At 61.4% G+C, this 22,643-nt stretch carries 19 protein-coding genes; 7 read left to right on the forward strand and 12 right to left on the reverse strand.

Features of this window, described 5'->3' with window-relative positions:
- Positions 1-44 precede the first annotated feature (44 nt).
- Positions 45-1,727, reverse strand: coding sequence for a YbaL family putative K(+) efflux transporter (gene ybaL, locus ACUW6V_RS16725; RefSeq protein ID WP_004387268.1), 1,683 nt, complete (start codon positions 1,725-1,727; stop codon positions 45-47).
- A gap of 520 nt (positions 1,728-2,247) precedes the next feature.
- Here ybaL and ushA point away from each other — a divergent pair.
- Entirely contained in the window at positions 2,248-3,900 is a 1,653-nt protein-coding gene (gene ushA / locus ACUW6V_RS16730) for a bifunctional UDP-sugar hydrolase/5'-nucleotidase UshA (protein WP_004387266.1), read from the forward strand.
- Here the strand turns inward: ushA and ybaK are convergent, their stop codons facing one another.
- From ybaK to copA, 3 genes are all read right to left on the reverse strand, one after another.
- Entirely contained in the window at positions 3,901-4,380 is a 480-nt protein-coding gene (ybaK, locus tag ACUW6V_RS16735) for a Cys-tRNA(Pro)/Cys-tRNA(Cys) deacylase YbaK (protein ID WP_004387265.1), read from the reverse strand.
- 201 nt (positions 4,381-4,581) lie between these two features.
- Complete coding sequence (locus tag ACUW6V_RS16740; protein ID WP_038881315.1) at positions 4,582-5,382, reverse strand: TraB/GumN family protein; 801 nt, start codon at positions 5,380-5,382, stop codon at positions 4,582-4,584.
- Positions 5,383-5,651: 269 nt separating this feature from the next.
- Positions 5,652-8,159, reverse strand: coding sequence for a copper-exporting P-type ATPase CopA (copA, locus tag ACUW6V_RS16745; protein WP_454038639.1), 2,508 nt, complete (start codon positions 8,157-8,159; stop codon positions 5,652-5,654).
- Between the two features lie 108 nt (positions 8,160-8,267).
- Between copA and cueR the strand changes: the two genes are divergently transcribed.
- Positions 8,268-8,678, forward strand: a complete 411-nt coding sequence (cueR, locus tag ACUW6V_RS16750) for a Cu(I)-responsive transcriptional regulator (RefSeq protein ID WP_004387263.1) — start codon at positions 8,268-8,270, stop codon at positions 8,676-8,678.
- Between the two features lie 2 nt (positions 8,679-8,680).
- On the opposite strand, the gene ACUW6V_RS16755 is transcribed toward cueR, so the two are convergent.
- From ACUW6V_RS16755 to tesA, 7 genes are all read right to left on the reverse strand, one after another.
- A complete protein-coding gene (locus tag ACUW6V_RS16755) occupies positions 8,681-9,400 on the reverse strand; it encodes a DUF3142 domain-containing protein (RefSeq protein ID WP_454038640.1) in 720 nt (239 codons plus the stop codon).
- The gene (locus ACUW6V_RS16760; protein ID WP_454038641.1) at positions 9,370-11,514 is read right to left on the reverse strand and encodes a hypothetical protein; all 2,145 of its coding nucleotides are present in this window, start codon (positions 11,512-11,514) and stop codon (positions 9,370-9,372) included. The genes ACUW6V_RS16755 and ACUW6V_RS16760 overlap by 31 nt, the downstream gene beginning before the upstream one ends.
- A gap of 93 nt (positions 11,515-11,607) precedes the next feature.
- Complete coding sequence (locus ACUW6V_RS16765) at positions 11,608-12,063, reverse strand: NfeD family protein (protein WP_012125431.1); 456 nt, start codon at positions 12,061-12,063, stop codon at positions 11,608-11,610.
- Positions 12,060-12,977, reverse strand: a complete 918-nt coding sequence (locus ACUW6V_RS16770) for an SPFH domain-containing protein (protein WP_004385479.1) — start codon at positions 12,975-12,977, stop codon at positions 12,060-12,062. Before ACUW6V_RS16770 ends, ACUW6V_RS16765 begins: the two co-directional genes overlap by 4 nt.
- Before the next feature lie 109 nt (positions 12,978-13,086).
- Positions 13,087-13,941, reverse strand: a complete 855-nt coding sequence (locus ACUW6V_RS16775; RefSeq protein WP_007864309.1) for a co-chaperone YbbN — start codon at positions 13,939-13,941, stop codon at positions 13,087-13,089.
- A gap of 58 nt (positions 13,942-13,999) precedes the next feature.
- Entirely contained in the window at positions 14,000-14,770 is a 771-nt protein-coding gene (locus ACUW6V_RS16780) for an SDR family oxidoreductase (protein WP_087600681.1), read from the reverse strand.
- 28 nt (positions 14,771-14,798) lie between these two features.
- A complete protein-coding gene (gene tesA, locus ACUW6V_RS16785; protein ID WP_004385476.1) occupies positions 14,799-15,428 on the reverse strand; it encodes a multifunctional acyl-CoA thioesterase I/protease I/lysophospholipase L1 in 630 nt (209 codons plus the stop codon).
- Here tesA and ybbA point away from each other — a divergent pair.
- Together ybbA and ybbP are read left to right on the forward strand one after the other, a co-directional pair.
- Positions 15,396-16,082, forward strand: coding sequence for a putative ABC transporter ATP-binding protein YbbA (gene ybbA / locus ACUW6V_RS16790; RefSeq protein ID WP_104672054.1), 687 nt, complete (start codon positions 15,396-15,398; stop codon positions 16,080-16,082). The genes tesA and ybbA overlap by 33 nt on opposite strands.
- Entirely contained in the window at positions 16,079-18,493 is a 2,415-nt protein-coding gene (gene ybbP, locus ACUW6V_RS16795; protein WP_454038642.1) for a putative ABC transporter permease subunit YbbP, read from the forward strand. Before ybbA ends, ybbP begins: the two co-directional genes overlap by 4 nt.
- On the opposite strand, the gene mnmH is transcribed toward ybbP, so the two are convergent.
- Entirely contained in the window at positions 18,483-19,616 is a 1,134-nt protein-coding gene (mnmH, locus tag ACUW6V_RS16800; RefSeq protein ID WP_454038643.1) for a tRNA 2-selenouridine(34) synthase MnmH, read from the reverse strand. The two genes, ybbP and mnmH, sit on opposite strands and share 11 nt — an antisense overlap.
- Before the next feature lie 103 nt (positions 19,617-19,719).
- Between mnmH and ACUW6V_RS16805 the strand changes: the two genes are divergently transcribed.
- From ACUW6V_RS16805 to ACUW6V_RS16815, 3 genes are read left to right on the forward strand one after another with little or no spacing between them, the layout of a single operon-like run.
- Entirely contained in the window at positions 19,720-19,893 is a 174-nt protein-coding gene (locus tag ACUW6V_RS16805; RefSeq protein ID WP_454038644.1) for a hypothetical protein, read from the forward strand.
- A 58-nt stretch (positions 19,894-19,951) separates the two neighbouring features.
- Entirely contained in the window at positions 19,952-21,322 is a 1,371-nt protein-coding gene (locus tag ACUW6V_RS16810; RefSeq protein ID WP_454038645.1) for a pyridoxal-phosphate dependent enzyme, read from the forward strand.
- Between the two features lie 11 nt (positions 21,323-21,333).
- Positions 21,334-22,479 (forward strand): trans-sulfuration enzyme family protein, encoded by a 1,146-nt coding sequence (locus ACUW6V_RS16815; protein WP_454038646.1) that lies wholly within the window; start codon positions 21,334-21,336, stop codon positions 22,477-22,479.
- Positions 22,480-22,643: the final 164 nt, after the last annotated feature.

The raw sequence follows: 22,643 nt of genomic DNA on the forward strand, positions 1-22,643 counted from the left end.
AGCCGCACCCACCTTTTTCACCGTCACGCACGCCTTCCCGCCCATCAACTGTGGCTCAAAATCTCCTGCGCCTGCTCGGGCTTATCGAGCATACGCAGCATCGTGCTTGCGATTTCCCGCTCGCCCATCACCACCTCATTCGCGCCGCGCTCGGTGATGTAATCCACCTCGTCGTCATAATGCGCGCGGGCGATGATTTCGATATCCGGGCGCTTCTCACGCGCGGCAGCGACGATTTCACCGGCTTCATAACCGTTCGGGATGGTCAACAGCAGCCAGCGCGCACAGTCGAGATGCGCCAGCGTCATCGTCTGCTCGTTGGCGGCATTGCCAAGCACCGCGCGAACGCCGCGCTCGCGCAATGCCTCGACGCGGGTGCGCGAGGTTTCCACCACAACCAGCGGAATACCCTCGGCGATAAGCTTCTCGCCAAGCAGGCTGCCGACGCGACCATAACCCACCAGCAGAGCGTGATTGCAGATATCCACTGGGTTCTGCTGTTCCTCTTCCATCGCCTCTTCCAGCGTCTGCTCCTCCAGCTCGTCGTGACGCGACAGGAAACGCTCCAGCAGCACAAACAGCACCGGGTTAAGCATAATGGAAAGGATCGCGCCCGCCAGCACCAGGTTCTGCCCGTCCTGTGGCAGCAGATCCAGCGCCATGCCAAGCCCGGCCAGGATAAAGGCGAACTCACCGATCTGCGCGAGGCTCACCGCAATCGTCAGCGCGGTACGGCGCGAGTGGCCGAACAGCTTCACCAGCGCAAACGCGGCAATCGACTTGCCGAACAGGATAATCAGCAGCGTGCCCAGCACCGCCAGCGGTTGCTGAACCAGAATCATCGGGTCGAACAGCATCCCGACCGAGACGAAAAACAGCACCGCGAACGCATCGCGCAGCGGCAGCGTATCGTGCGCGGCGCGGTGGCTCAGCTCCGATTCGTTCAGCACCATGCCAGCGAAGAACGCGCCCAGCGCGAACGAGACATCAAACAGCTCGACCGCGCCGAAGGCAATGCCGAGCGCCAGCGCCAGCACCGCGAGCGTAAACAGCTCCCGCGAGCCGGTGGCGGCGCTGCGCGCCAGGATCCACGGCACCAGGCGGCGGCCCACCAGCATCATCAGCGCGATAAACGCAATGACTTTGCCAAGCGTAATGCCCATATCGAGGCTCAGCGTTGCAAGACCGAGATCGCCTTTCTCCAGCATCCCGGCGACGGCGGGCAGCAGCACCAGCGTCAGCACCATCACCAGATCTTCAACAATAAGCCAGCCGATGGCTATCTGCCCGCGCTGGCTCTCTATCAACTGCCGCTCTTCAAGCGCGCGCAGCAGCACCACGGTACTGGCGGTAGAAAGACACAGACCGAACACAATGCCGGTCATCAGTGACCAGCCGAGGAAGGTGGAGAGCCCGGCGCCCAGCAGCGTCGCCACGGCTATCTGCAAAATCGCGCCGGGAATGGCGATAGACTTTACCGCCATCAAATCCTTCAGAGAAAAATGCAGACCCACTCCGAACATCAGCAGGATCACGCCAAGCTCCGCCAGCTCCGGCGCAAGCTTTGTATCCGCGACAAAACCGGGCGTAAACGGCCCGGCCACCACGCCTGCGAGCAGGTATCCCACCAGCGGTGAGATACGCAGCCGGTTGGCGAGCATACCGAGAATAAAGGCCAGAACAAGGCCACCGACAAGTGTGGTGATAAGCGGTGTGGCGTGATGCATTCCGTCTCCTTTCGTTGAATGTGATACACCGGATGTTTTGCGTGCAACTCGTAACAGTTTATGACAATTTTCGGCAGCGCGGGGCAGTTTATTAGCGAAAACTTTCTGAAATCGCTCATTAAGAGCAAAAAATGCGAACCGGACGCAGAAATCCATATTATCAGGAACAAACCGAGAAGATATGCGGATAACAGGTCGGGCCATTTTGTGCTTTCACTGACAAAAGTACGTGTTTTAAGAAAGGAAAAAGTAAACGACGCTTTGATAACGCTGCCCAGATGAAAAATGGCGCTTTTTTGACGAGAAGATGAACGTAAGGTGATAGCAATTCAGTGAATTTGCCGTGCAGAGACCTTTTTTTGTTTGTGAGCCATTAAATCGCCGCTTTTGTAACAAGACATAAACCTTGCTTGCCGTTACGCTGTGGTTTTGAGGAAAGTCGCAAATCTGAAAACAAAGTTGAGTATGTTCGGCAGGCGCTGTAATTTCAGCATTCACGTTAAGGATAGGGAGAGTTGTCATGGGGTTAGCCAGAAAAGGGTTGGCTGTCGCGCTGCTGGCGGGGCTTAGCCTGCTGAGCGGCGGGGCATCCGCCTGGGAGCAGGATAAAACGTATAACATCACCATTTTGCACACCAACGATCATCACGGTCATTTCTGGCGCAACGAATATGGCGAATATGGTCTGGCGGCGCAGAAGACGCTGGTGGACAGCGTGCGGCGTGAAGTCACCGCGCAGGGCGGCAGCGTGCTGTTGCTCTCCGGCGGTGATATCAACACCGGTGTGCCGGAATCTGATTTACAGGACGCCGAGCCCGATTTTCGCGGCATGAACCTCATTGGTTATGACGCGATGGCCGTCGGCAACCATGAGTTCGACAACCCGCTGAGCGTGCTGCGCCAGCAGGAAAAGTGGGCCAAATTCCCGCTGCTCTCCGCCAACATCTATCAGAAAAGCACCAATGAGCGCCTCTTTAAACCCTGGGCGATTTTCAAACCGCAGGGCATTAAAATCGCGGTGATCGGGTTAACGACCGACGACACCGCGAAAATCGGCAATCCGGAATATTTCACCGATATCGAATTCCGCAAGCCTGCCGACGAAGCGAAGCTGGTGATTCAGGAATTACAGCAGAATGAAAAACCGGACGTCATCATCGCCGCCACCCATATGGGTCATTACGATAACGGCGATCACGGCTCTAACGCGCCCGGGGATGTCGAGCTGGCGCGCGCGCTGCCGGCAGGCGCGCTGACGATGATTGTGGGCGGTCACTCACAAGATCCGGTCTGTATGGCGTCAGAGAATAAAAAACAGGTCGATTACGTGCCGGGCACGCCGTGTGCGCCGGATCGGCAGAACGGCACCTGGATTGTGCAGGCGCATGAGTGGGGCAAATATGTCGGCCGCGCGGATTTCCAGTTCCGCAATGGCGAAATGAAGCTGGTGCGCTATCAGCTCATCCCCATCAACCTGAAGAAAAAAGTGACGTGGGATAACGGCCAGACCGAGCGCGTGCTCTACACGCCGCAGATCCCGGAGAACCCGCAGATGCTCTCGCTGCTGACGCCATTCCAGAAAAAGGGCCAGGCGCAGCTGATGGTCAAAATCGGCAGCGTCAACGGGCGGCTTGAAGGCGATCGCAGCAAAGTGCGTTTTGTGCAGACCAGCATGGGCCACTTAATTCTTAACGCCCAGATAGCCCGCACCGGCGCGGATTTCGCGGTGATGAGCGGCGGCGGCATTCGTGATTCCATCGAAGGCGGTGACATTACCTATAAAGACGTGCTCAAGGTCCAGCCGTTCGGCAATACGCTGGTGTATGTCGATATGACGGGTAAAGAGGTGCTGGAGTACCTGACCGCTGTCGCGCAGAAAAAACCGGATTCCGGCGCTTATCCGCAGTTCGCCAACGTAAGCTTTACGGCCTCGGGCGGCACGCTGAATGATGTCAAAATCAAAGGCGAACCGGTCGATCCGGCGAAAACCTATCGTATGGCGACGCTCAGCTTTAACGCGACGGGCGGCGACGGTTATCCGCCCATCGATAAAAAGCCGGGTTACGTGAATACCGGTTTTGTGGATGCTGAAGTGCTGAAGCAGTACATCCAGCAGAGTTCGCCGCTGGATGTAAACGCCTTTGAGCCGAAAGGCGAAGTGAGCTGGCAGTAATCAGTCGCGGCGGGCGATATCGGCGAACTGCGCGTTCAGCAGTTTCGCTAAATCCGCCGCCGCCAGTTCAATATCCAGCCCGCGCTTGCCGCCGGAGATATAAATGGTCGGGAAGTCGCGGGCGGGCGCGTCAATCAGCGTCGGCAGGCGCTTTTTCTGCCCGAGCGGGCTGATGCCGCCTACCAGATACCCGGTGGTGCGCTGCGCTATCATCGGGTCCGCCATTTCCACTTTCTTGGCGCCGAGCGCCTTCGCGACCTTTTTCAAATCCAGCTGTGTGGCGACTGGCGTGACGGCGACGGCCAGATGTTTCATATCGCCATTCACCGCCACCAGCAGCGTTTTATAGACCTGCTCTGCATTAAGCCCGAGCTTGCGCACCACTTCATCGCCGAAGTTGGTTTCATTCGGGTCGTGCTCATAGGCGTGCAGCGTAAAAGCTATCTTATTTTTTTCGAGTAGATTAACCGCGGGCGTCATGTTTCCTTTCCCATTTCTGTGACCTGTCGGCACAGCATAGCGCCAGACAGGGGCGAAAAAATTGTATCAGCTTGCGGGATTATATTGGCAGCGTGGATGGTTTGCGCGACAATCGCCGCAACCGTCCGCCGTCGCGGGCGGCATAACGACAATAACGAAAAGTTCCTCTTTGACGGGCCAGTAGCGATACTGGCCTTCTTTTTAAGAGGCGCGAAACATCGCCGGCAGGTTATCTTCGCCGTAAAGATGCAGCGCGCCGACGGCTACTACATAACGCCCCGGCGGCAGCGAGAGCAGGTAGTGATGCCACTGCCGGTTACGCTGCTGCATCAGCATATCGCCAAGCTCGGCGCTGAAAGTGTTCGGCAGCGCGACGCTGCCTGCCGCCTCTGGCGGACGCGCCATCCACCAGCCCATCATAATCTGCAACAGCCGCGCGTTGGTGTGCCAGTGGGTTAACGTATCTTCAAGCAGCGCCAGACCGTCCTGCGGCAGGCGACGCAGCAGCTCCACCTGACTCTGTGCGCCCTCCAGTTCGCTCACTTTCACCTGGTGCGTCTGCGCGGCGTTTAAGAGCTGATAATCGATGCCGAAATCGGGCCGCAGGCCGAGGCGCTGCGCCTGGTGCGCCTGTAAAATCAGCGCCACCTGCCAGAGCGGCAGCGTATCGAGCCGGGAGAGCGGCAGCGCCAGATCGTCGATAAGTTTTTCAAGCTGGAGAAACAGCGCCTCGTCGAGACGCTCGCCGAGCGGCGGGCAGGGCGGCGGATCGCCAAAGGGCGAGCTATCGCCGCGAATATCGGCTTCGACAATCAGCGCGTCGGCGCGCCGCAGTTTTTCCACCAGCCGCGCGGGGAGCGGCGCCATATCCGCGGTGCCCATATGAATGCTGCCGACCAGGTGCAGGTAGCGCCCGCCGGGCAGCGTAATATCCACCGCCGGCCACGGATAACCGGGGCGCAGCGTGTCAAACCAGGTGCGCAGACGACGTAACAGGCCCATAACCACTTCCCCTGACGTAAAAAGCCATGCTAACGCGCAGGCGGGACGGGTGCAAACGAGAGGGCTTCAAACCCTCCGGGCGGAGCGTTCACCGGCAGGCAGGCGACTGTGGTGCAACACGGCGAGCACGATAATGCCGGGCTCAGGCGCGGTGTAATAAATACTATGGCTGGTTCAGGGGAAACGGCGTAGCGGGCAACCTGGCTGGTTTTCCGAATCTGCATCACTATGTTGCGGCCATAAAAAAGCCCGCCGGAGCGGGCTTGCGCTTATTTTTTCGGGTTAAACCGCAGCAGCCGGTTGGCGTTACTGACGACGGTAATCGATGAGAGCGCCATCGCCGCGCCTGCGACCACCGGGTTCAGCAGGGTGCCGGTCAGCGGCCACAGCACGCCTGCCGCCACGGGAATGCCGAGCGCGTTATAGATAAAGGCACCGAGCAGGTTCTGTTTCATATTGCCAAGCGTCGCTTTGGAAATCGCCATCGCGTCGGCGACTCCCGTCAGGCTGTGGCGCATCAGCGTGATCGCGGCGGTTTCAATAGCCACATCGCTGCCGCCGCCCATCGCGATCCCCACTTCCGCCTGGGCCAGCGCCGGGGCGTCGTTGATGCCGTCGCCAATCATCGCCACTTTGCGACCCGCCTGCTGAAGCTTCTGAATCGCCTGCGCTTTGCCATCTGGCAGGACGCCTGCAATCACTTCATCAATGCCCGCCTCGCGGGCAATAGCGTTCGCGGTGACGGCGTTGTCGCCGGTCAGCATCACCAGCCGGTAGCCTTCACGGTGCAGGCGCGCCAGGGCATCGGCGCTGTCCTCACGCAGCGGGTCGCGAATAGCGAAGAGGGCCGCCAGCGTACCGTTCACCGCCAGCAGTACCGGTGTGGCACCAAGGCTTGCCTGACGCTGCGCCTCATCGCGCAGCGCGTCGGTCGGAATACCGTTTTCCTCCAGCAACGCCTGATTACCGAGCAGCAGCGTTTTGCCCTGCGCCTCACCGCTAACGCCCAGCCCGCGCAGCGTGCGAAAACCGCTGACGGCGGGAAGGTCTGCGCCGCCGGCACGTTCGATAATAGCGCGCGCCAGCGGGTGGCTGGAGCCTTGCTCCAGCGCGGCGGCGAGGCGCAGCGCGTCCGCTTCGGTGATGTCGCCCGTGGTGGCGATGGCCGCCACCTGCGGTTTGCCTTCGGTTAACGTACCGGTTTTGTCGAACACCAGCGTGTCGACGTCGCTCGCCCGTTGCAGCGCGTCGGCGTCACGCACCAGCACGCCAAACTCCGCCGCGCGCCCGACGCCAGAGATAATCGACATCGGCGTGGCAAGGCCCAGCGCGCAGGGGCAGGCGATAATCAGCACCGTGGTGACAATCACCAGCGTATAGACGATCTGCGGAGCCGGGCCTGCGAAATACCAGACCGCGCCGCTGAACAGCGCAATCAGCACCACGACCGGAACAAAAACCGCGGAGATGCGGTCGGCCAGCTTGCCGATTTCCGGCTTGCTGCTCTGCGCCTGGCGCACCATGCGAATAATGCGCGACAGCGTGGTATGGTTGCCCACCGCGGCGGCGCGGAACAGCACGCTGCCATCCTGTACGACAGTGCCCGCGTGAATGGCATCACCCGCCGCTTTTTGCTGCGGCACCGGTTCGCCGGTCAGCATCGCTTCGTCAAACCAGCCTTCGCCATCGGTAATGTCACCATCCACAGGGACGCGATCGCCGGTGGTGAGGCGCAGCGTCATGCCCGGCGTCACTTCCGCCAGCGGCACGCTTTTTTCGCCTTCCGGCGTGACGACGCGCGCAACCGGCGGCGTCAGATCCAGCAGGCGCTCCAGCGCCTTCGATGAACGCTGGCGGGCGCGCGCCTCCAGCATATGGCCGAGGTTAATCAGACCAATAATCATGGCGCTGGCTTCGTAATAGAGATGGCGCGCTTCCATCGGGAAATGCTGCGGCCAGAGGTTGACGCTCATGGAGTAGAGCCAGGCCGCGCTGGTGCCGAGCGCCACCAGCGTATCCATCGTCGCGCTGCGGTTGCGCAGGCTTTTCCAGGCGCTGGTATAAAAATGACCGCCCGCGAAAATCATCACGCCGAGCGTGATAAACCCAATGACCAGCCAGAGCGAACGGTTGGCGTCGGTGACCATCATGTTGTCGCCGAACATGCCCCAGATCATCACCGGAATGCCGACGGCGAGCGCCAGCGCCGCCTGCCAGCGAAAGCGTTTCATAGCCGCCTGCGCGGTCTGCTTCTGGCGTTCCCGGCGTTCGGCGTCGTCATCGATAGCCTCTGCGCCGTAGCCCGCTTTTTCAACCGCCGCGATTAAATCAGCGGCGGAGGCATGGCCCATCACCAGCGCCGTGCGCTCCGCGAGATTGACCCGTGCCTGCGTGACGCCCGCCACCCCCAGCAGGGCGTTCTGAACGCGGCTCACGCAACTGGCGCAGCTCATGCCGTTGATAAGCAGCTGTCGGCTGTCGTCATCGTCGGCGTTATCTGCTGCCGGAAGCTCAGGTTGCGCCGCTGTCAGTGCTTCCGACGGGGTTGATGACTCTGTCAGCGGGTTAGCCTTTGGGTGTGCGAGGATCGCGTCGTAACCGGCCTGTTTCACCGTCTCAATCAGGGCGTCCGCAGGTGCGGTGGTGATGACGCTGGCATGTTCAATCGTGACATCCGCGCGTTCAACATCCGGGCGCTGCTCCAGGCTCTCTTTCACCCGTTTTACGCAGTGTCCGCAGGAAAGCCCGTCCAGGGCCAGTTCTATGGTGTTTGACATACGTTGTCTCCTCAGTAAGCGGTCAGCCTCGGGTTGACCAGAAAACTCAATTCGTTCTACTGTTACTTAGCGTAAACCTTCCATCAAGGGGAAGGTCAAGGGGGAAACGTGAATATCAGCGATGTGGCAAAAAAAACCGGGCTGACCAGCAAAGCGATTCGTTTTTACGAAGAGAAAGGGCTGGTGACGCCGCCGCTGCGCGGCGATAACGGCTACCGCACCTATTCGCAGCGGCATATCGATGAATTGACGCTGCTGCGCCAGGCGCGGCTGGTGGGGTTTAACCTGGAAGAGTGTCGCGAACTGGTGCATCTGTTTAACGATCCGGCGCGCCACAGCGCGGACGTGAAAGCGCGCACGCTGCAAAAGGTGGCGGAAATCGAAAGCCATATCGAAAGCCTGCGGGCGATGCGCCAGCAGTTGCTGGATCTCGCCGCCGCATGTCCTGGGGATGACAGCGCCGACTGCCCGATTATCGATAATCTCTCCGGCTGCTGCCACCGGCGGGCAGACGCGTAAAATCAGCGCTCGCCGTTCATCACGAAAATCACCGCGCCGCGATACCAGGGCGATGCCGCAAGGGTTTTCTCCTGCGCCTTATCCCACTCGCCATTCTGCGCGATGCCAATTTTAAACGGAATGCGCAGGCCGAGCAGGGCGGGTAAATACCGCGCGTAGCCCGGCACCGTGTGTCGCCCCTGATAAGTCTGCACCACCAGTTCATCCACCGGCAGGGCGTTAAGCTGCGCGACGCTGCCGGTCTGCGCCCAGTCGAGCAGCCCTGTCACGCCGAGTGCGAAACGGCCATCCAGTCGCGCCCGCAGCCGCGTTAAAAACTGGCCATAATCCCCGATGCGCCGGGTCGCTGCGTCAAAATCAATCTGTAACCCGGTCACCGGATTTCCCGCCTGCGCCCAGCGCACGGGCAGGCGGGCCAGCGTGTCGAGCATCTCATCGCTGAGATCGAGCCGCTCAAGCCGCACGGTGAGCCAGAGGGCAGGCGCGCGCAGGCGGGCGACCGGCTGGCCGAGGCGCACAAACGCGGGCTTGCCCTGGCGCGTGACCACATCGCCCTGATGCAGATAGATGACCTCAGCCTCACGCAGCGCCGCAGACGGCCTGACGCCCGACCAGAGCCAGAAGGCCCGGTAGTCGGCGTCATTCGCCCGCGTCGCCTGCGCCCACGCGCTCATTGTCGCCAGCAGCAGGCTTACCAGTAATATTTGAGCTGCTGCGCCCATGGGCTTCCCGGCCAGTTTTTCTTAAGCTGCCCGAACCAGGCTTTGCGCGTCGCTTTATCGACATCCTCGCCGCCGCAGTCGTTATACCCTGACGGCGCATAGCACATCACGGCGCGGTACAGCGCGTAGCTTTTATCTTCCGGCTCGGCTTTGGGGTTGGCGATCACCTGCTGGTAATAGTGCTGACGGTTCGGCAGCCCGACCGGGTGTTCGGTGCGGGTCACGGTATCGAGTGTGCTGTTACCGCCGCTGTCGCCGCACGGGTTGACCTGCGCGCCCGTCAGGCGGAAAAACTCGCCGAGGCAGTTCAGCGCGTGGCTGTCGTCCGGGTGAGCCGCCAGCGTTTTCGCGGTCTCGTCAAGCGGCCTGCAGGCGTAGCCTTTCGCCACATCGTCGCCTTTCCAGTTGAAAATGGTCAGGCTGACGTCACCGTATGTCTTCTCATCCAGCGGTTTGAGATCGCCGGCCAGCGCTTTATCCTGGAGATAATCCTGGTAGCGGCCTTCGGTCAGATGACGGGTGAGCAGCGTGTGCAGCGCAATCGTGCGCTCTTCGTTGTTCATGCCGTGCAGCGCCTGATCTTTTAGGAGCTCCAGCGGCGCTCTGGTTTTCAGCACCAGTGAGCGGTAGCGCAGGCCCGTCACCAGGCTCTGCGGCGCGAAAATCGCCGCCGTTTCGTTGTTCTCAACCAGCGCGGCCGCCAGTTTCATCTGCAATAGCTGCTGTTCAGCGCCCGGTTTGGCGGATTTCAGCAGGCGCTGCCAGTGGTCGCGCGCGGCGGCCCACTGCTTTTGCGCGCCCAGCGCGTCGCCGTACAGCACCTGCTCGCTGAAGGCGAGAATATCGTTCTGCGGCACGCTGTCGGCAGGCTTAATCGCCGCCACGACGGCCGCGTAATCCTGCTGCTGCCAGAAGAGCCACGCGTTTTGCAGGTAGTTCCACAGCGGCATCAGCCCCGCTTTTTCATAGATGGGTTTGTAATCGTCGAGCATCTGGCGCGTCACGTGCGGGTTTTTGTCGGCTTTACGTTCATTTTCGCGCAGCCAGCGCAGCGTCTGGGTAAAGGTGAGCAGCGGCGCGTCCGGGCTGCTGACAAACCAGGTGTCGCCGCTGGCGTCTTTGCTTTGCAGTTTGGTGTCGTTTTCTAAAAGCAGCGCGCGCAGGGCGTCGGCGTCCGGTGCCGCTTTCAGCGCCTGCTCGTAGCGCGGAGCCAGCGCGTCCCAGTCCTGGAGATACCAGTAGATGCGACGCTGCATACCGCGTGCGGAGTCGGCGTAGTCGCCCTGCGGCCAGGCGTTCAGGTACGCCTCGGAAAAGGCGAGCGCCTGGCGCGCGGCGTTGTTGTCGATTTTAGTGGTATCAAACAGGCCGTAATCGTCGTCCACCGCCGCGGCGCTGCTCTGGTTAAGCGCCACGCGCATCAGCATATAGGCGGCGGTCTGCGCCACCCATGGCTGGCTGCCGGCTTTAAGCGCGCTAAAACGTTCCGTCGCGGCGGGGTAGTCGCCCTGATAAAACGCGCTCGCCGCGCCAAGATATTCATCGAACGCGGCGGCGGCCGATCCCTGCGGCGCGTTGAGGCTCTCTGGCGTGCTGTCAGGCGCCTGATAGATACTCAGACGCGCCTGCGCCAGATGTTGACGCTGCGCGTCGGTCAGCGATTTTTCATTATTCAGCGCGGTCAGAAACGCGATGACGCTCTGCGAATTATTGGAGACAAAACGGTTTTCACGGTCGGCGTCGCTCTGCGTCGCGGCGGCCGGGTCGAGATGCATACTGGTCAGCAGCGTTGCCAGCGGGTCCGGCGCATCGCCTGCGGCGGTGCCGGGCGCGGCAGTTTCCGTGACATCTTCTTCGTGATAGCCGAAGTGGTAATCGCGGGTGGTGCGCGTGTCGGCGGGCAGCGGCCAGACCGGCAGCGCGAAATGTTTCTGCTCGCTGATAAGGCGAATCAGGTTGTCGCGGGTGTCGTTATTCACATTAAGCCAGGGCTCGCCTTGCAGAACGCAGCCCGGCGTGCCCCACGTGCAGTCTTCAATATCAGAAGAGGCCTGCGCGCAGAGCGTGGGCAGCGTCAGCAGCGCGAGGGCGATCCCTGTCAGTCGTAGCGTCATAACGTCGTTTCCTTGTGAATATTTTGTAAAAAAGCCTGTCCGGATCATGCCCGAACAGGCTTTTATTGAACAGTGCTGTCTTGCGAGAATCGGCTATTGCGTCCGGCTCGCCTGCACGCGCAGGCGAATGCCGTCGAGCGCGACCACTTCAACAACTGTACCTGCCGGTAAATCGCTGCTCGCCACGACCGGCCAGACGCTATCACCGACGGTAATTTGCCCGCGGCCATTCTCCAGCGACTGCGTCAGCATAAAGCGCTGGCCAATCAGCTGCTGACCGCGCTGGTTAAGCGCGTTGTCAGGCCGCGGCTGTGCGCGACGCGACAGCCAGCGCCACCAGAGCCAGACGGCGATAAGCATGAACAGCGCGAAACTCACGCCCTGCCACTCCCAGCCCAGCGGCAGAAGCCAGGTCAGCAGCCCGGTCGCTACCGCCGCCACGCCGCTCCAGAGCAGAAAGCCGTTGCCGCCGAGCATTTCCGCCGCCAGCAGCAGTCCGCCCAGGCAGAGCCAGAAGACGTGAGGGTGAGAGAGGATAAGGGTCATCATGGGCGTTTACGCTCGTTGCCGCTCTCTTTCATGAGTTCGGCGATCCCGGCTATCGAACCCATCAGGCTTGAGGCCTCCAGCGGCATCATCACCACTTTGCTGTTGCTGGAAGAGCCAATCTGCTGCAGCGCGTCGGTATATTTCTGCGCCACAAAGTAATTTACCGCCTGAATATCGCCCGCGGCGATCGCTTCGGAAACCATTTTCGTGGCGCGCGCTTCTGCCTCGGCCGAACGCTCACGGGCTTCCGCCTGCAAGAACGCCGACTGGCGATCGCCTTCCGCTTTGAGGATCTGCGACTGTTTTTCGCCTTCGGCTTTGAGGATCTCCGCCTGGCGCACGCCTTCGGCCTCCAGAATATAGGCGCGTTTGGTACGTTCGGCTTTCATCTGGGCGTTCATCGAGGCGATAAGCTCGGCGGGCGGGCGCACGTCGCGGATTTCGATACGCGTGACTTTGATGCCCCACGGATTGGTGGCTTCATCGACAATGTGCAGCAGGCGGGTGTTGATGCTGTCACGCTGCGACAGCATTTCGTCCAGTTCCATCGAGCCCAGCACGGTACGGATATTGGTCATGGTCAGGTTGATGATGGCAAGCTCCAGGTTGCTCACCTCATACGCCGCGCGCGGCGCGTCGATCACCTGAATAAAGCAGACGGCGTCGATAGTGACGTTGGCGTTATCTTTAGAGATAACCTCCTGCGACGGGATATCGAGCACCTGCTCCATCATGTTGATTTTGCGGCCCACGCGATCCATAAACGGCACCACGAGATTCAGGCCAGGCTGCAGGGTTTTGGTATAGCGGCCAAAGCGCTCCACTGTCCACTGGAAACCCTGCGGCACGATTTTGACGCCAGCCATAACGATAACCAGCGCGACGAAAATAAGTACGGGGATAATAAACAGCATCGAACCAACCTCCTGTTGTGTGCAATAGCGACTATTCTACCGCCTGCCAGCGCCGGGCGCAGCGCCCGAATCTGGCAGGGGAATGTCACGGCATCCTTGCCGGCGGGGATCAGTAGAGCAGGGAGTAGAGCTGACGGCGATATTTTGACGCCAGCGCGTCACCGGTGCCCAGCGCGGCCAGGATTTCCTGGAACATTTTACGCGCCTGACCGTCGGCGGCGTTAAGATCTTTCTTCAGGTGGTCAAAAAGCAACTCCAGCGCCTCTTCGTTACGGCCGACCTGATGCAGTTGCAGCGCAAGCTGGCTGGCGAGCTGCGCGTCATCCGGGTGTTGCTCCACCTGTTGCTGCAGCTGCTGGATCTCCGGCGTGTCCGCCGCCTGTTTCAGCAGGTCTATCTGCGCCACCAGGCCCTGATAGCGGGTGTCCTGATCCTGCAACGGAATGGTTTTCAGCACCGCTTCGGCGTCTTCAGAGCGGTTAAGCGCTATCTGCGCCTGCGCCAGCAGCAGGCCGATTTCGCTCGCCTGGTTCGACATCTGCCAGGCCTCTTTCAGCAGCGGCAGCGCTTCAAGATGTTTGCCTTCCTGCATCAGCGCCATCGCTTCCTGCGCTTTCAGCTCTTCTTCACGCGGCAGCACTTTGTCCAGCAGCGCACGGATCGCTTCTTCCGGCTGCGGGCCCTGGAAGCCGTCCACCGGCTGCCCCTGGCTGAACAGATAGACCGTCGGGATGGCGCGCAGGCCAAACTGCGCGGCGATGGCCTGTTCGTTATCGCAGTCCACTTTCGCGAGGATAAACTGGCCCTGATACTGGTTCGCCAGTTTTTCCAGTACCGGCGTCAGCTGCTGGCAGTGCTGGCTGCGATCGGACCAGAAATAGAAGAGCACCGGCACAGTCATGGATTGCTCCAGGATCTGGTGCAGGTTCGCTTCGCTGAGGTTGATAATATTCTGTTCGGACATGAGTCACTCTCTGTTGTCGATTTCTTTTTTACATGGGGGCAGGGCGCTCGCCTTCAACTTACCCGTGTAAAATTTTGTCCATAATTCGCGTCGGCAGTAGCCGTTTAAGTATGCCTACCGCATGCGTCACCAGCGTGACCGGATAGCGAATGCGCGGATTCGGGCTCTCAAAAGCATGGCGCACTTTGGCGACGACCGCCTCCGGGCCGAGTGTAAAACGCGCGGCGATGCCGGGGTTTTCGACCGGTTTATCCGTCTGCGTCTGGTTGACGTTTTCCGTAAAGCGCGTGCGAATAGGGCCGGGCTCAATCAGGCTCACCTTCACGCCGCTGTAGCGCAGCTCCATGCGCAGCGCGTCAGACCACGCCTCCAGCGCATATTTGCTGGCGGCATAGGCGCCGCGTCCGGGGGTTGAAATTAACCCCATGACCGAACTGGTATTGACGATGCGCCCTTCGCCGTGCGGCAGCATCGCGGGCAGCAGCAGCATGGTGAGCTGATGCGCGCCGAAAAAGTTCGTCGAGAACTGCTGTTCCATCTGCGCGCGGCTGATGGTGGAGAGCGGCCCGTACACGCCGTAGCCGCCGTTATTGAAAATCCCGTACAGGCGGTTATTCGTCAGGCGAATCACCTCCTGCGCGGCGGCCTCCACGCTCTGCGGGGAGTCGAGATCGAGTTCAATGCCGATGAAACCCAGCGTGTTCATGCGCGCCACATCGTCCGGCTTGCGGCAGGCCGCAAGGATTTGAAAGCCCTGGCGGCGCAGCTCATGCGCGCAGGCAAGACCAATACCGCTGGAACATCCTGTAATTAAGAGTGATTTTTGCATAACTTTACCCGCTCAGCGCCCCGCAGGGTTATGAGTCGTGTTTAACTAAAGGGGCCAGTCGCTGCGCCATCCAGTCGGCAATAAACGGCTGGGCGTCGCGATTGGGATGAATGCCATCGTCCTGCATCCACTGCGGTTTGAGGTAAACCTCTTCCATAAAAAAGGGCAGCAGGGGGATGGAAAAAGATTGCGCCAGTTCCGGGTAAATCGCTTCAAACGCCTGATTGTAGCGGCGTCCGTAGTTCGCTGGCAGGCGGATCTGCATCAGCAGCGGCTCCGCGCCCGCAGTTTTAACCTGTTCTATGATTTTCCTGAGCGTGGCGGAAAGCGTATCCGGCGGAAAACCGCGCAGGCCGTCATTCCCGCCAAGCTCTATCAGCACCCAGCGCGGCTGATGCTGTTTAAGCAGCGCAGGCAGGCGCGAGAGCCCTTGCTGAGCGGTGTCGCCGCTGATGCTCGCGTTGACCACGCGCACGTCGCGCTGCTGCCATTTATCGTTGAGCAGCGCGGGCCAGGCGGCGTCCGCCGCCATACGATAACCGGCGCTCAGGCTGTCGCCCAGCACCAGTAACGTGTCCGCCGCGGCGGCGCGAAAGCTTAATAACGCCAGTAACAGGAAAGGGAAATGCCAGCGGAAAACATTCTTGAAGTTCATCATCTTAATAAATCCGTCGGTCAGGGGGAACACGCCCTGTCCATCCTTACCGGAGTTGAACTGGTTGTCAAACCGGGCCAGAGCATCGCGCTGGTGGGCGAGTCCGGCTCCGGCAAGTCAACGCTGCTGGCCATACTCGCGGGGCTGGACGACGGCACCAGCGGCGAAGTGCGCCTTCTTGGCGAGCCGCTGCATCAGATGGACGAAGAAGCGCGGGCGCGGCTGCGCGCGCGGAACGTCGGCTTTGTGTTTCAGTCGTTCATGCTGATCCCGACACTCAACGCGCTGGAGAATGTCGAACTGCCCGCGATGCTGCGTGGCGAAACCAGTAAGGCCAGCCGCCAGCAGGCGCAGGCGTTGCTGGAACAGCTCGGGCTTGGCAAACGCCTCGATCACCTGCCCGCGCAGCTCTCCGGCGGCGAACAGCAGCGCGTGGCGCTGGCGCGCGCGTTCAATGGCCGCCCGGCGGTGCTCTTTGCCGATGAACCGACCGGCAATCTGGATCGCCTGACGGGCGATCGCATCGCCGATCTGCTCTTCTCCTTAAACCGCGACAGCGGCACGACGCTTATCCTCGTGACGCACGATCCTGAACTGGCGGCCCGCTGCGATCGCACGCTGCGGCTGCGTGACGGCAAGCTGTGGGAGGAAGCATGACGGCCCGCTGGTTCTGGCGCGAATGGCGCTCGCCGTCGCTGTTAATCGTCTGGCTGGCGCTGAGCCTGGCGGTCGCCTGCGTGCTGGCGCTCGGCAACATCAGCGACCGCATGGAGAAAGGCTTAAGCCAGCAGACGCGTGAATTTATGGCGGGTGATCGGACATTGCGCAGTTCCCGCGCGGTGCCGCAGGCGTGGCTCGATAAAGCGGGGGAAGAGGGTCTTGCCGTCTCCCGGCAGCTCAGTTTTTCCACCATGACGTTTGCCGCCGACCGCCCGCAGCTGGCGAGCGTTAAGGCGGTGGATACGCGCTACCCGCTCTACGGCACGCTGCAAACGCGCCCGCAGGGGCTTCTGCCCGCGCCGGGCACGGTGCTGCTGGCACCTCGCCTGATGGCGCTGCTTGGCGTGAAACCCGGCGATCCGGTGGACGTGGGCGACGCGACGCTGAAGGTGGCGGGCGAGGTGATCCAGGAGCCGGACAGCGGCTTTAACCCGTTCCAGATGGCCCCGCGACTGCTGATGAACCTGGCGGATGTCGAACAGACCGGCGCGGTGCAGCCCGGCAGCCGTCTCACCTGGCGCTATAAATTCGCAGGCGCGCCTGAGGCGCTCGCGCAGTATGAACGCTGGCTGCTGCCGCAGCTTCAGCCGGAACACCGCTGGACCGGCCTTGAGGAGGACGACAGCGCGCTCGGTAAATCGCTCCAGCGCTCGCAGCAGTTCCTGTTGCTCTCGGCGCTCCTGACCCTGCTGCTGGCGGTGGCCGCGGTGGCGGTGGCGATGAGCCACTACTGTCGCAGCCGTTATGACCTGGTGGCCATTCTGAAAACGCTGGGTGCCGGACGCGCGGCGCTGCGCAGGCTTATCGTCGGCCAGTGGCTGATGGTGCTGCTGCTGGCGACCGTCACCGGCGGCGTGGCGGGCCTGCTTTTTGAAGCGATCCTGATGCGGTTGCTCAAACCGGTGCTGCCTGCCGCGCTGCCGGAAGCGAGTTTCTGGCCGTGGCTATGGGCCGTGGGCGCGATGGTCGTGATTTCGCTGCTGGTGGGGCTGCGGCCTTACCGGCTGCTGCTTGCGACACAGCCGCTGCGGGTACTGCGCCGCGACGCGGTGGCAAATCTCTGGCCGCTGAAAATCTATTTGCCGGTAATGGCGCTGATTGTGGTGGCGCTGCTTGCCGGATTAATGGGCGGCCGGATGCTGGTCTGGGCCGTTCTCGCGGGTGCCGTCGTGCTGGCGGCGCTGTGCGGGCTTGCGGGCTGGGCGCTGCTGTGGGCGATGCGTCGCCTGCGGTTGCGCTCGCTGGCGCTGCGTCTCGCAGTCAACCGCCTGTTGCGCCAGCCCTGGCAAACTCTGAGCCAGCTCGCGACGTTTTCGCTCTCTTTTATGCTGCTGGCGCTGCTGCTGGTGTTAAGAGGCGATCTGCTCGACCGCTGGCAGCAGCAGTTGCCGCCGGAAAGCCCGAACTATTTTCTGATTAACATCGCACCGGAGGAGCGCGACGCGGTGAAAGCGTTTCTGGCGGAGCATCAGATTATCCCGCAGGCGTTTTACCCCATCGTTCGCGCGCGGCTGACGCAGATTAACGGCAAGGCCACCGTGGGTAATGAGGATGAGGCGCTCAATCGCGAGCTCAATCTCACCTGGCAGGCGGAGCGCCCGGAGCATAATCCGCTCACCGCAGGACGCTGGCCGCCGCGCGCGGGCGAAGTCTCGATGGAAGAGGGGCTGGCGAAACGCCTGAATATCGCGCCTGGCGACAGCGTGACCTTCACTGGCGACACCCAGGCGTTTACCGCGAAAGTGACCAGCCTGCGTAAAGTGGACTGGGAGAGCCTGCGGCCTAACTTTTTCTTCATCTTCCCGCCGGGCGCGCTGGACGGGCAGCCGCAAAGCTACCTGACCAGTTTCCGCGCTGACAAGGCCGATACTATGCTGACGCAGCTTAACCGGGAGTTTCCGACGGTGAGCGTGCTGGATATCGGGGCGATCCTCAGACAGATAGGCCAGGTGCTGGAGCAGGTGAGCCGCGCGCTGGAGGTGATGGTCGTGCTGGTGACCGTCTGCGGCGTGTTGCTGCTGCTGGCGCAGGTGCAGGTGGGCATGCATCAGCGCCGCCAGGAGCTGGTGGTCTACCGCACGCTGGGTGCCGAGAAAAAACTGCTGCGCGCCACGCTCTGGAGCGAGTTCGCGCTGCTTGGCCTGGTGGCGGGGCTGGTGGCCGCCATCGGGGCGGAAGTGGCGCTCGGCGTGCTGCAAACCCGCGTGTTTGACTTCCCGTGGGAGCCGGACTGGCGGCTATGGGCGATGCTGCCGCTCTGCGGCGCGTTGTTATTGTCGCTGTGCGGCGGCTGGCTCGGCGTGCGGCTTTTAAAAGGCAAAGCGCTGTTTCGCCAGTTTAACGGCTAGCGTAGTAGCGGTGACGCAGCCAGGCGTCCACCTGCTGGTAGTCGCCGCGAAACGCGATCTGCTGCGCTTTTTTCTCTAACTGATAGCGATACATCGGGTCGTAATAGCCTTCGAGCAGCGGCGCAAGCCAGGCGAAATGCGCGTGTGTTTCACCGGTGCGCTGCTGATGGACGAGCGCAGCCTCCTGAAGGGCGGCCAGCTCGGCGTAGCGCGCAAGCCCCAGACGGCGGCGGATGGCGTAAAGCCCGTGGTGCAGGTAGTCGCCATAAGCGCGCCAGCCTTCGGCTTCATCGCCGAGCGCTGCCTGAAACGCGGCCTGCATCTGCACAAAATACTCCTCACGCAGCCGCTCCAGACGGCGTTCCAGCGGCTCTTCGACCACCGCAACAGGTGCCTGTAGCATCTGTTCGCGCAGTACGGCGGGCAGATGGTTGGCACCTATCATTTTGCCTTCATCTTCCAGCACCCAGAACGGGTTGCTGAGGGTCGTCCAGCGGGCGTGATGGTTAAGCATCGCGGCGGCGAGATGGTTTTCAAAACTGGCCTGCGCCCGTTGCGGCGTCAGCGTCCGGCCAAATGACGAGCCGCGATGATGCGCCAGCCCTTCCAGATCGATGCCGGTCGGCAGCGCTTTCACCAGTTGCGTTTTGCCGCTGCCGGTACACCCGCCAATAAGCACCATCGGCAGGCGGCTTAAGCGATCCGTGGCGTCCATCGCCGCCTGGCGCAGCCGTTTGTAACCGCCTTCCACCAGCGGATAGTCGATGCCGCGCTCATGCAGCCACTGCTGAACGATATGGCTGCGCATTCCGCCACGGGCGCAGCAGAGATAGCCCTCGGGATGATGCTCGCAGGCGAGACGCCACGCGTTAAGCCGGGCTTCGCGCACCTCGCCGCACACCAGACGGTGGCCGAGCGCCAGTGCGGCCTGCTGGCCGTGCTGTTTGTAACAGGTACCGACCGCCGCGCGCTCGTCGTTATTCATCAGCGGCAGATTAATCGCCCCTGGCATCGCGCCCTGCGCAAACTCCACCGGCGCGCGAACGTCAATCAGCGTGACGCCGCGTGTAATAAGCGCCAGCGCGTCGTCGCTGTCTGGCCGCCGTTGTGCATCCTTTTGCATGTTGTTCTCATCTTTTTTAAAACGCCGCCATTGTACGCCGCTCACTCTTGCCGGGGTATACGGAAAACATCCCGGGCGGCTTCGATAAATTCCGGCAATCTAAATGCGCAAACTGGCAAAAGCGGGCGTCTGTATAAGAAAAAATGGCGAAAATCGCAGCAAAAACGCCTCATTCAGCCATCGATATTTCCGGACGACTTTACCGCTTGCCTTCTTTACCGCCAGAACAGCAGAGAATATTCCATCTGGTTCTAAAGACCCGCGAATGATTCTTTAACCGCCAAAAAACGCAGTCCTATCATTTGGCCATTCTCTGATGACTGGATAAACCGACCATGTCGATAGTCGATTCTGTAACCTCTCTTATCGGGCAGACGCCGCTGCTGCGCCTTGCAAAGCTCGATACCGGCCCGTGTGAACTGTTGCTCAAACTGGAAAACCAGAACCCCGGCGGTTCGATTAAAGACCGCGTGGCGCTCTCAATGATTAACGAGGCCGAACGCCAGGGGCGGCTTGCGCCCGGCGGCACCATTATTGAAGCCACGGCGGGCAATACTGGTCTCGGCCTTGCGCTTATCGCCGCCCAAAAGGGCTACAAGCTGATTCTGGTGGTGCCGGACAAAATGAGCCGCGAGAAAATTTACCACCTGCGCGCGCTGGGCGTGGACGTGCGCCTCACCCGCTCGGACGTTAACAAAGGCCACCCGGCCTATTATCAGGATTACGCGCAGCGCCTCGCCGATGAAACGCCCGGCGCGTTTTACATCGACCAGTTTAATAACCCCGCCAACCCGCTGGCGCATCAGACCACCACCGCGCCGGAGCTTTTTGCGCAGGCGGAAGGGCGCATTGACGCCATCGTGGTGGGCGTTGGCTCCGGCGGCACGCTCGGCGGGCTTCAGGCCTGGTTTCGCGAACACTCTCCCCACACTGAATTCGTGCTCGCCGATCCGGCAGGATCGATCCTGGCCGATCAGGTTGAAACGGGGCGCTATCACGAGGCGGGATCGTGGCTGGTGGAGGGCATCGGCGAAGATTTTATTCCGCCGCTCGCGCATCTGGAGGGCGTCCGGCAGGCTTTTCGCGTGACCGACGCCGCCGCGTTCGCCGCCGCGCGCGATCTGCTGAAAATCGAAGGCGTGCTGGCGGGCTCCTCCACCGGCACGCTGCTGGCCGCCGCGCTGCGCTACTGCCGCGCGCAGACCACGCCGAAACGCGTGGTGACGTTCGCCTGCGACAGCGGCAATAAATATCTCTCGAAAATGTTTAACGACGACTGGCTGCGCCAGCAGGGGCTACAAACGCGGCCCGCCGTGGGCGATCTGCGTGATTACATCGCGTTTCGCCATGACGAAGGCGCAGCTGTGACTGCGGCCCCTGATGATTCGCTTGCGACGGTGCTCGCCCGGATGCGGCTTTACGATATCTCGCAGCTTCCGGTGCTGGCGCAGGGGCGCGTGGTGGGCATTGTCGATGAGTGGGATTTGTTGACGTTTATCCGCGGCGACAGCCAGCGCTTTCTCACGCCTGTCTCGGCGGCCATGAACCGTGAAGTGGTGACGCTTGATAAAAGTGCCAGCGAGCGGGAACTGTTTGAGGTTTTCGAACGCGGTCTGGTGGCGGTGATTACCGACGAGACGCGCTTTCTCGGGCTTATCACCCGTACCGATGTGCTGAACCGCTGGCGCAACCAGCTTGAATCTTAAGGAGTTTTATCATGGATAAATTCGCAACGCTCAGCGTGCACAGCGGCACGCATCACGATCAGCATGGCGCGGTGATGCCGCCGATTTACGCCACTTCCACCTACGCGCAGCCCGCGCCCGGCGAGCATACCGGTTATGAATATTCGCGCAGCGGCAACCCGACGCGCCACGCGCTGGAGCGCGCCATCGCGGAGCTTGAAGCGGGCAGCCAGGGATTCGCGTTTGCCTCCGGGCTGGCGGCGATTTCCACGGTGCTGGAGCTGCTCGACAAAGAGAGCCATATCGTGGCGGTGGACGATGTGTACGGCGGCACGTACCGGCTGCTGGAAAATGTGCGTAAGCGCACCGCGGGGCTGACCGTCTCCTGGGTGAAGCCGGACGATCTCGCGGCGCTGGAGGCGGCGATCCGCCCGGAAACCCGGATGATCTGGGTCGAAACGCCGACCAATCCGCTGCTGAAACTGGCGGATCTCGAAGCGATTGCCGGGCTGGCGCGCAGGCGCGGGCTGATAAGCGTGGCGGATAATACGTTCGCCTCGCCCGCCATTCACCGCCCGCTGACGCTCGGGTTTGATATTGTCGTGCATTCAGCCACCAAATACCTGAACGGCCACTCCGACGTGGTGGCGGGGCTGGCGGTGGTCGGCGATAACCCTGCACTGGCGCAGCAGCTGGCCTATCTGCAGAACGCCGTCGGCGGCGTGCTCGACCCGTTCAGCAGCTTTCTGACGCTGCGCGGCATTCGCACGCTGGCGCTGCGTATGGAGCGGCACAGCGCCAGCGCGCTGAAGATTGCGCAGCGGCTGGCGCAGCATCCGCAGGTGGAAAAGGTGTTTTTCCCGTGGCTGGAAAGCCATCCGCAGTATGCGCTGGCGCGACGTCAGATGGCGCTCTCAGGCGGCATGATTTCCATCGTGGTGCGCGGCGATAACCAGCGTGCGGCGCAGGTGATTAAAAAGCTGCGGCTCTTTACGCTTGCCGAAAGCCTCGGCGGCGTGGAGAGCCTGGTGAGCCAGCCGTTCAGTATGACGCACGCCTCGATTCCGCTTGAGCAGCGGCTGGCGAATGGCATTACGCCGCAGTTGATTCGGTTGTCGGTCGGGATTGAAAACGCGGAGGATTTGCTCGCGGATCTCGAGCAGGCGCTGGAGGGGTAATGCTGGCCCGGCGGGTGCGCTTCGCTTACCCGCCCTACGGGGATGAGCAATGGTGAATGGTAGGGTGCGTAAGCGCAGCGCACAGGCCGGTATTAAACCGTTTGTAGGGTGGGTAAGCGCAGCGCACCCACCATTCAAACACCCATCACACTCCGTAAAAAGGT

The organism is Cronobacter sp. 153480017-3, from assembly GCF_053627815.1.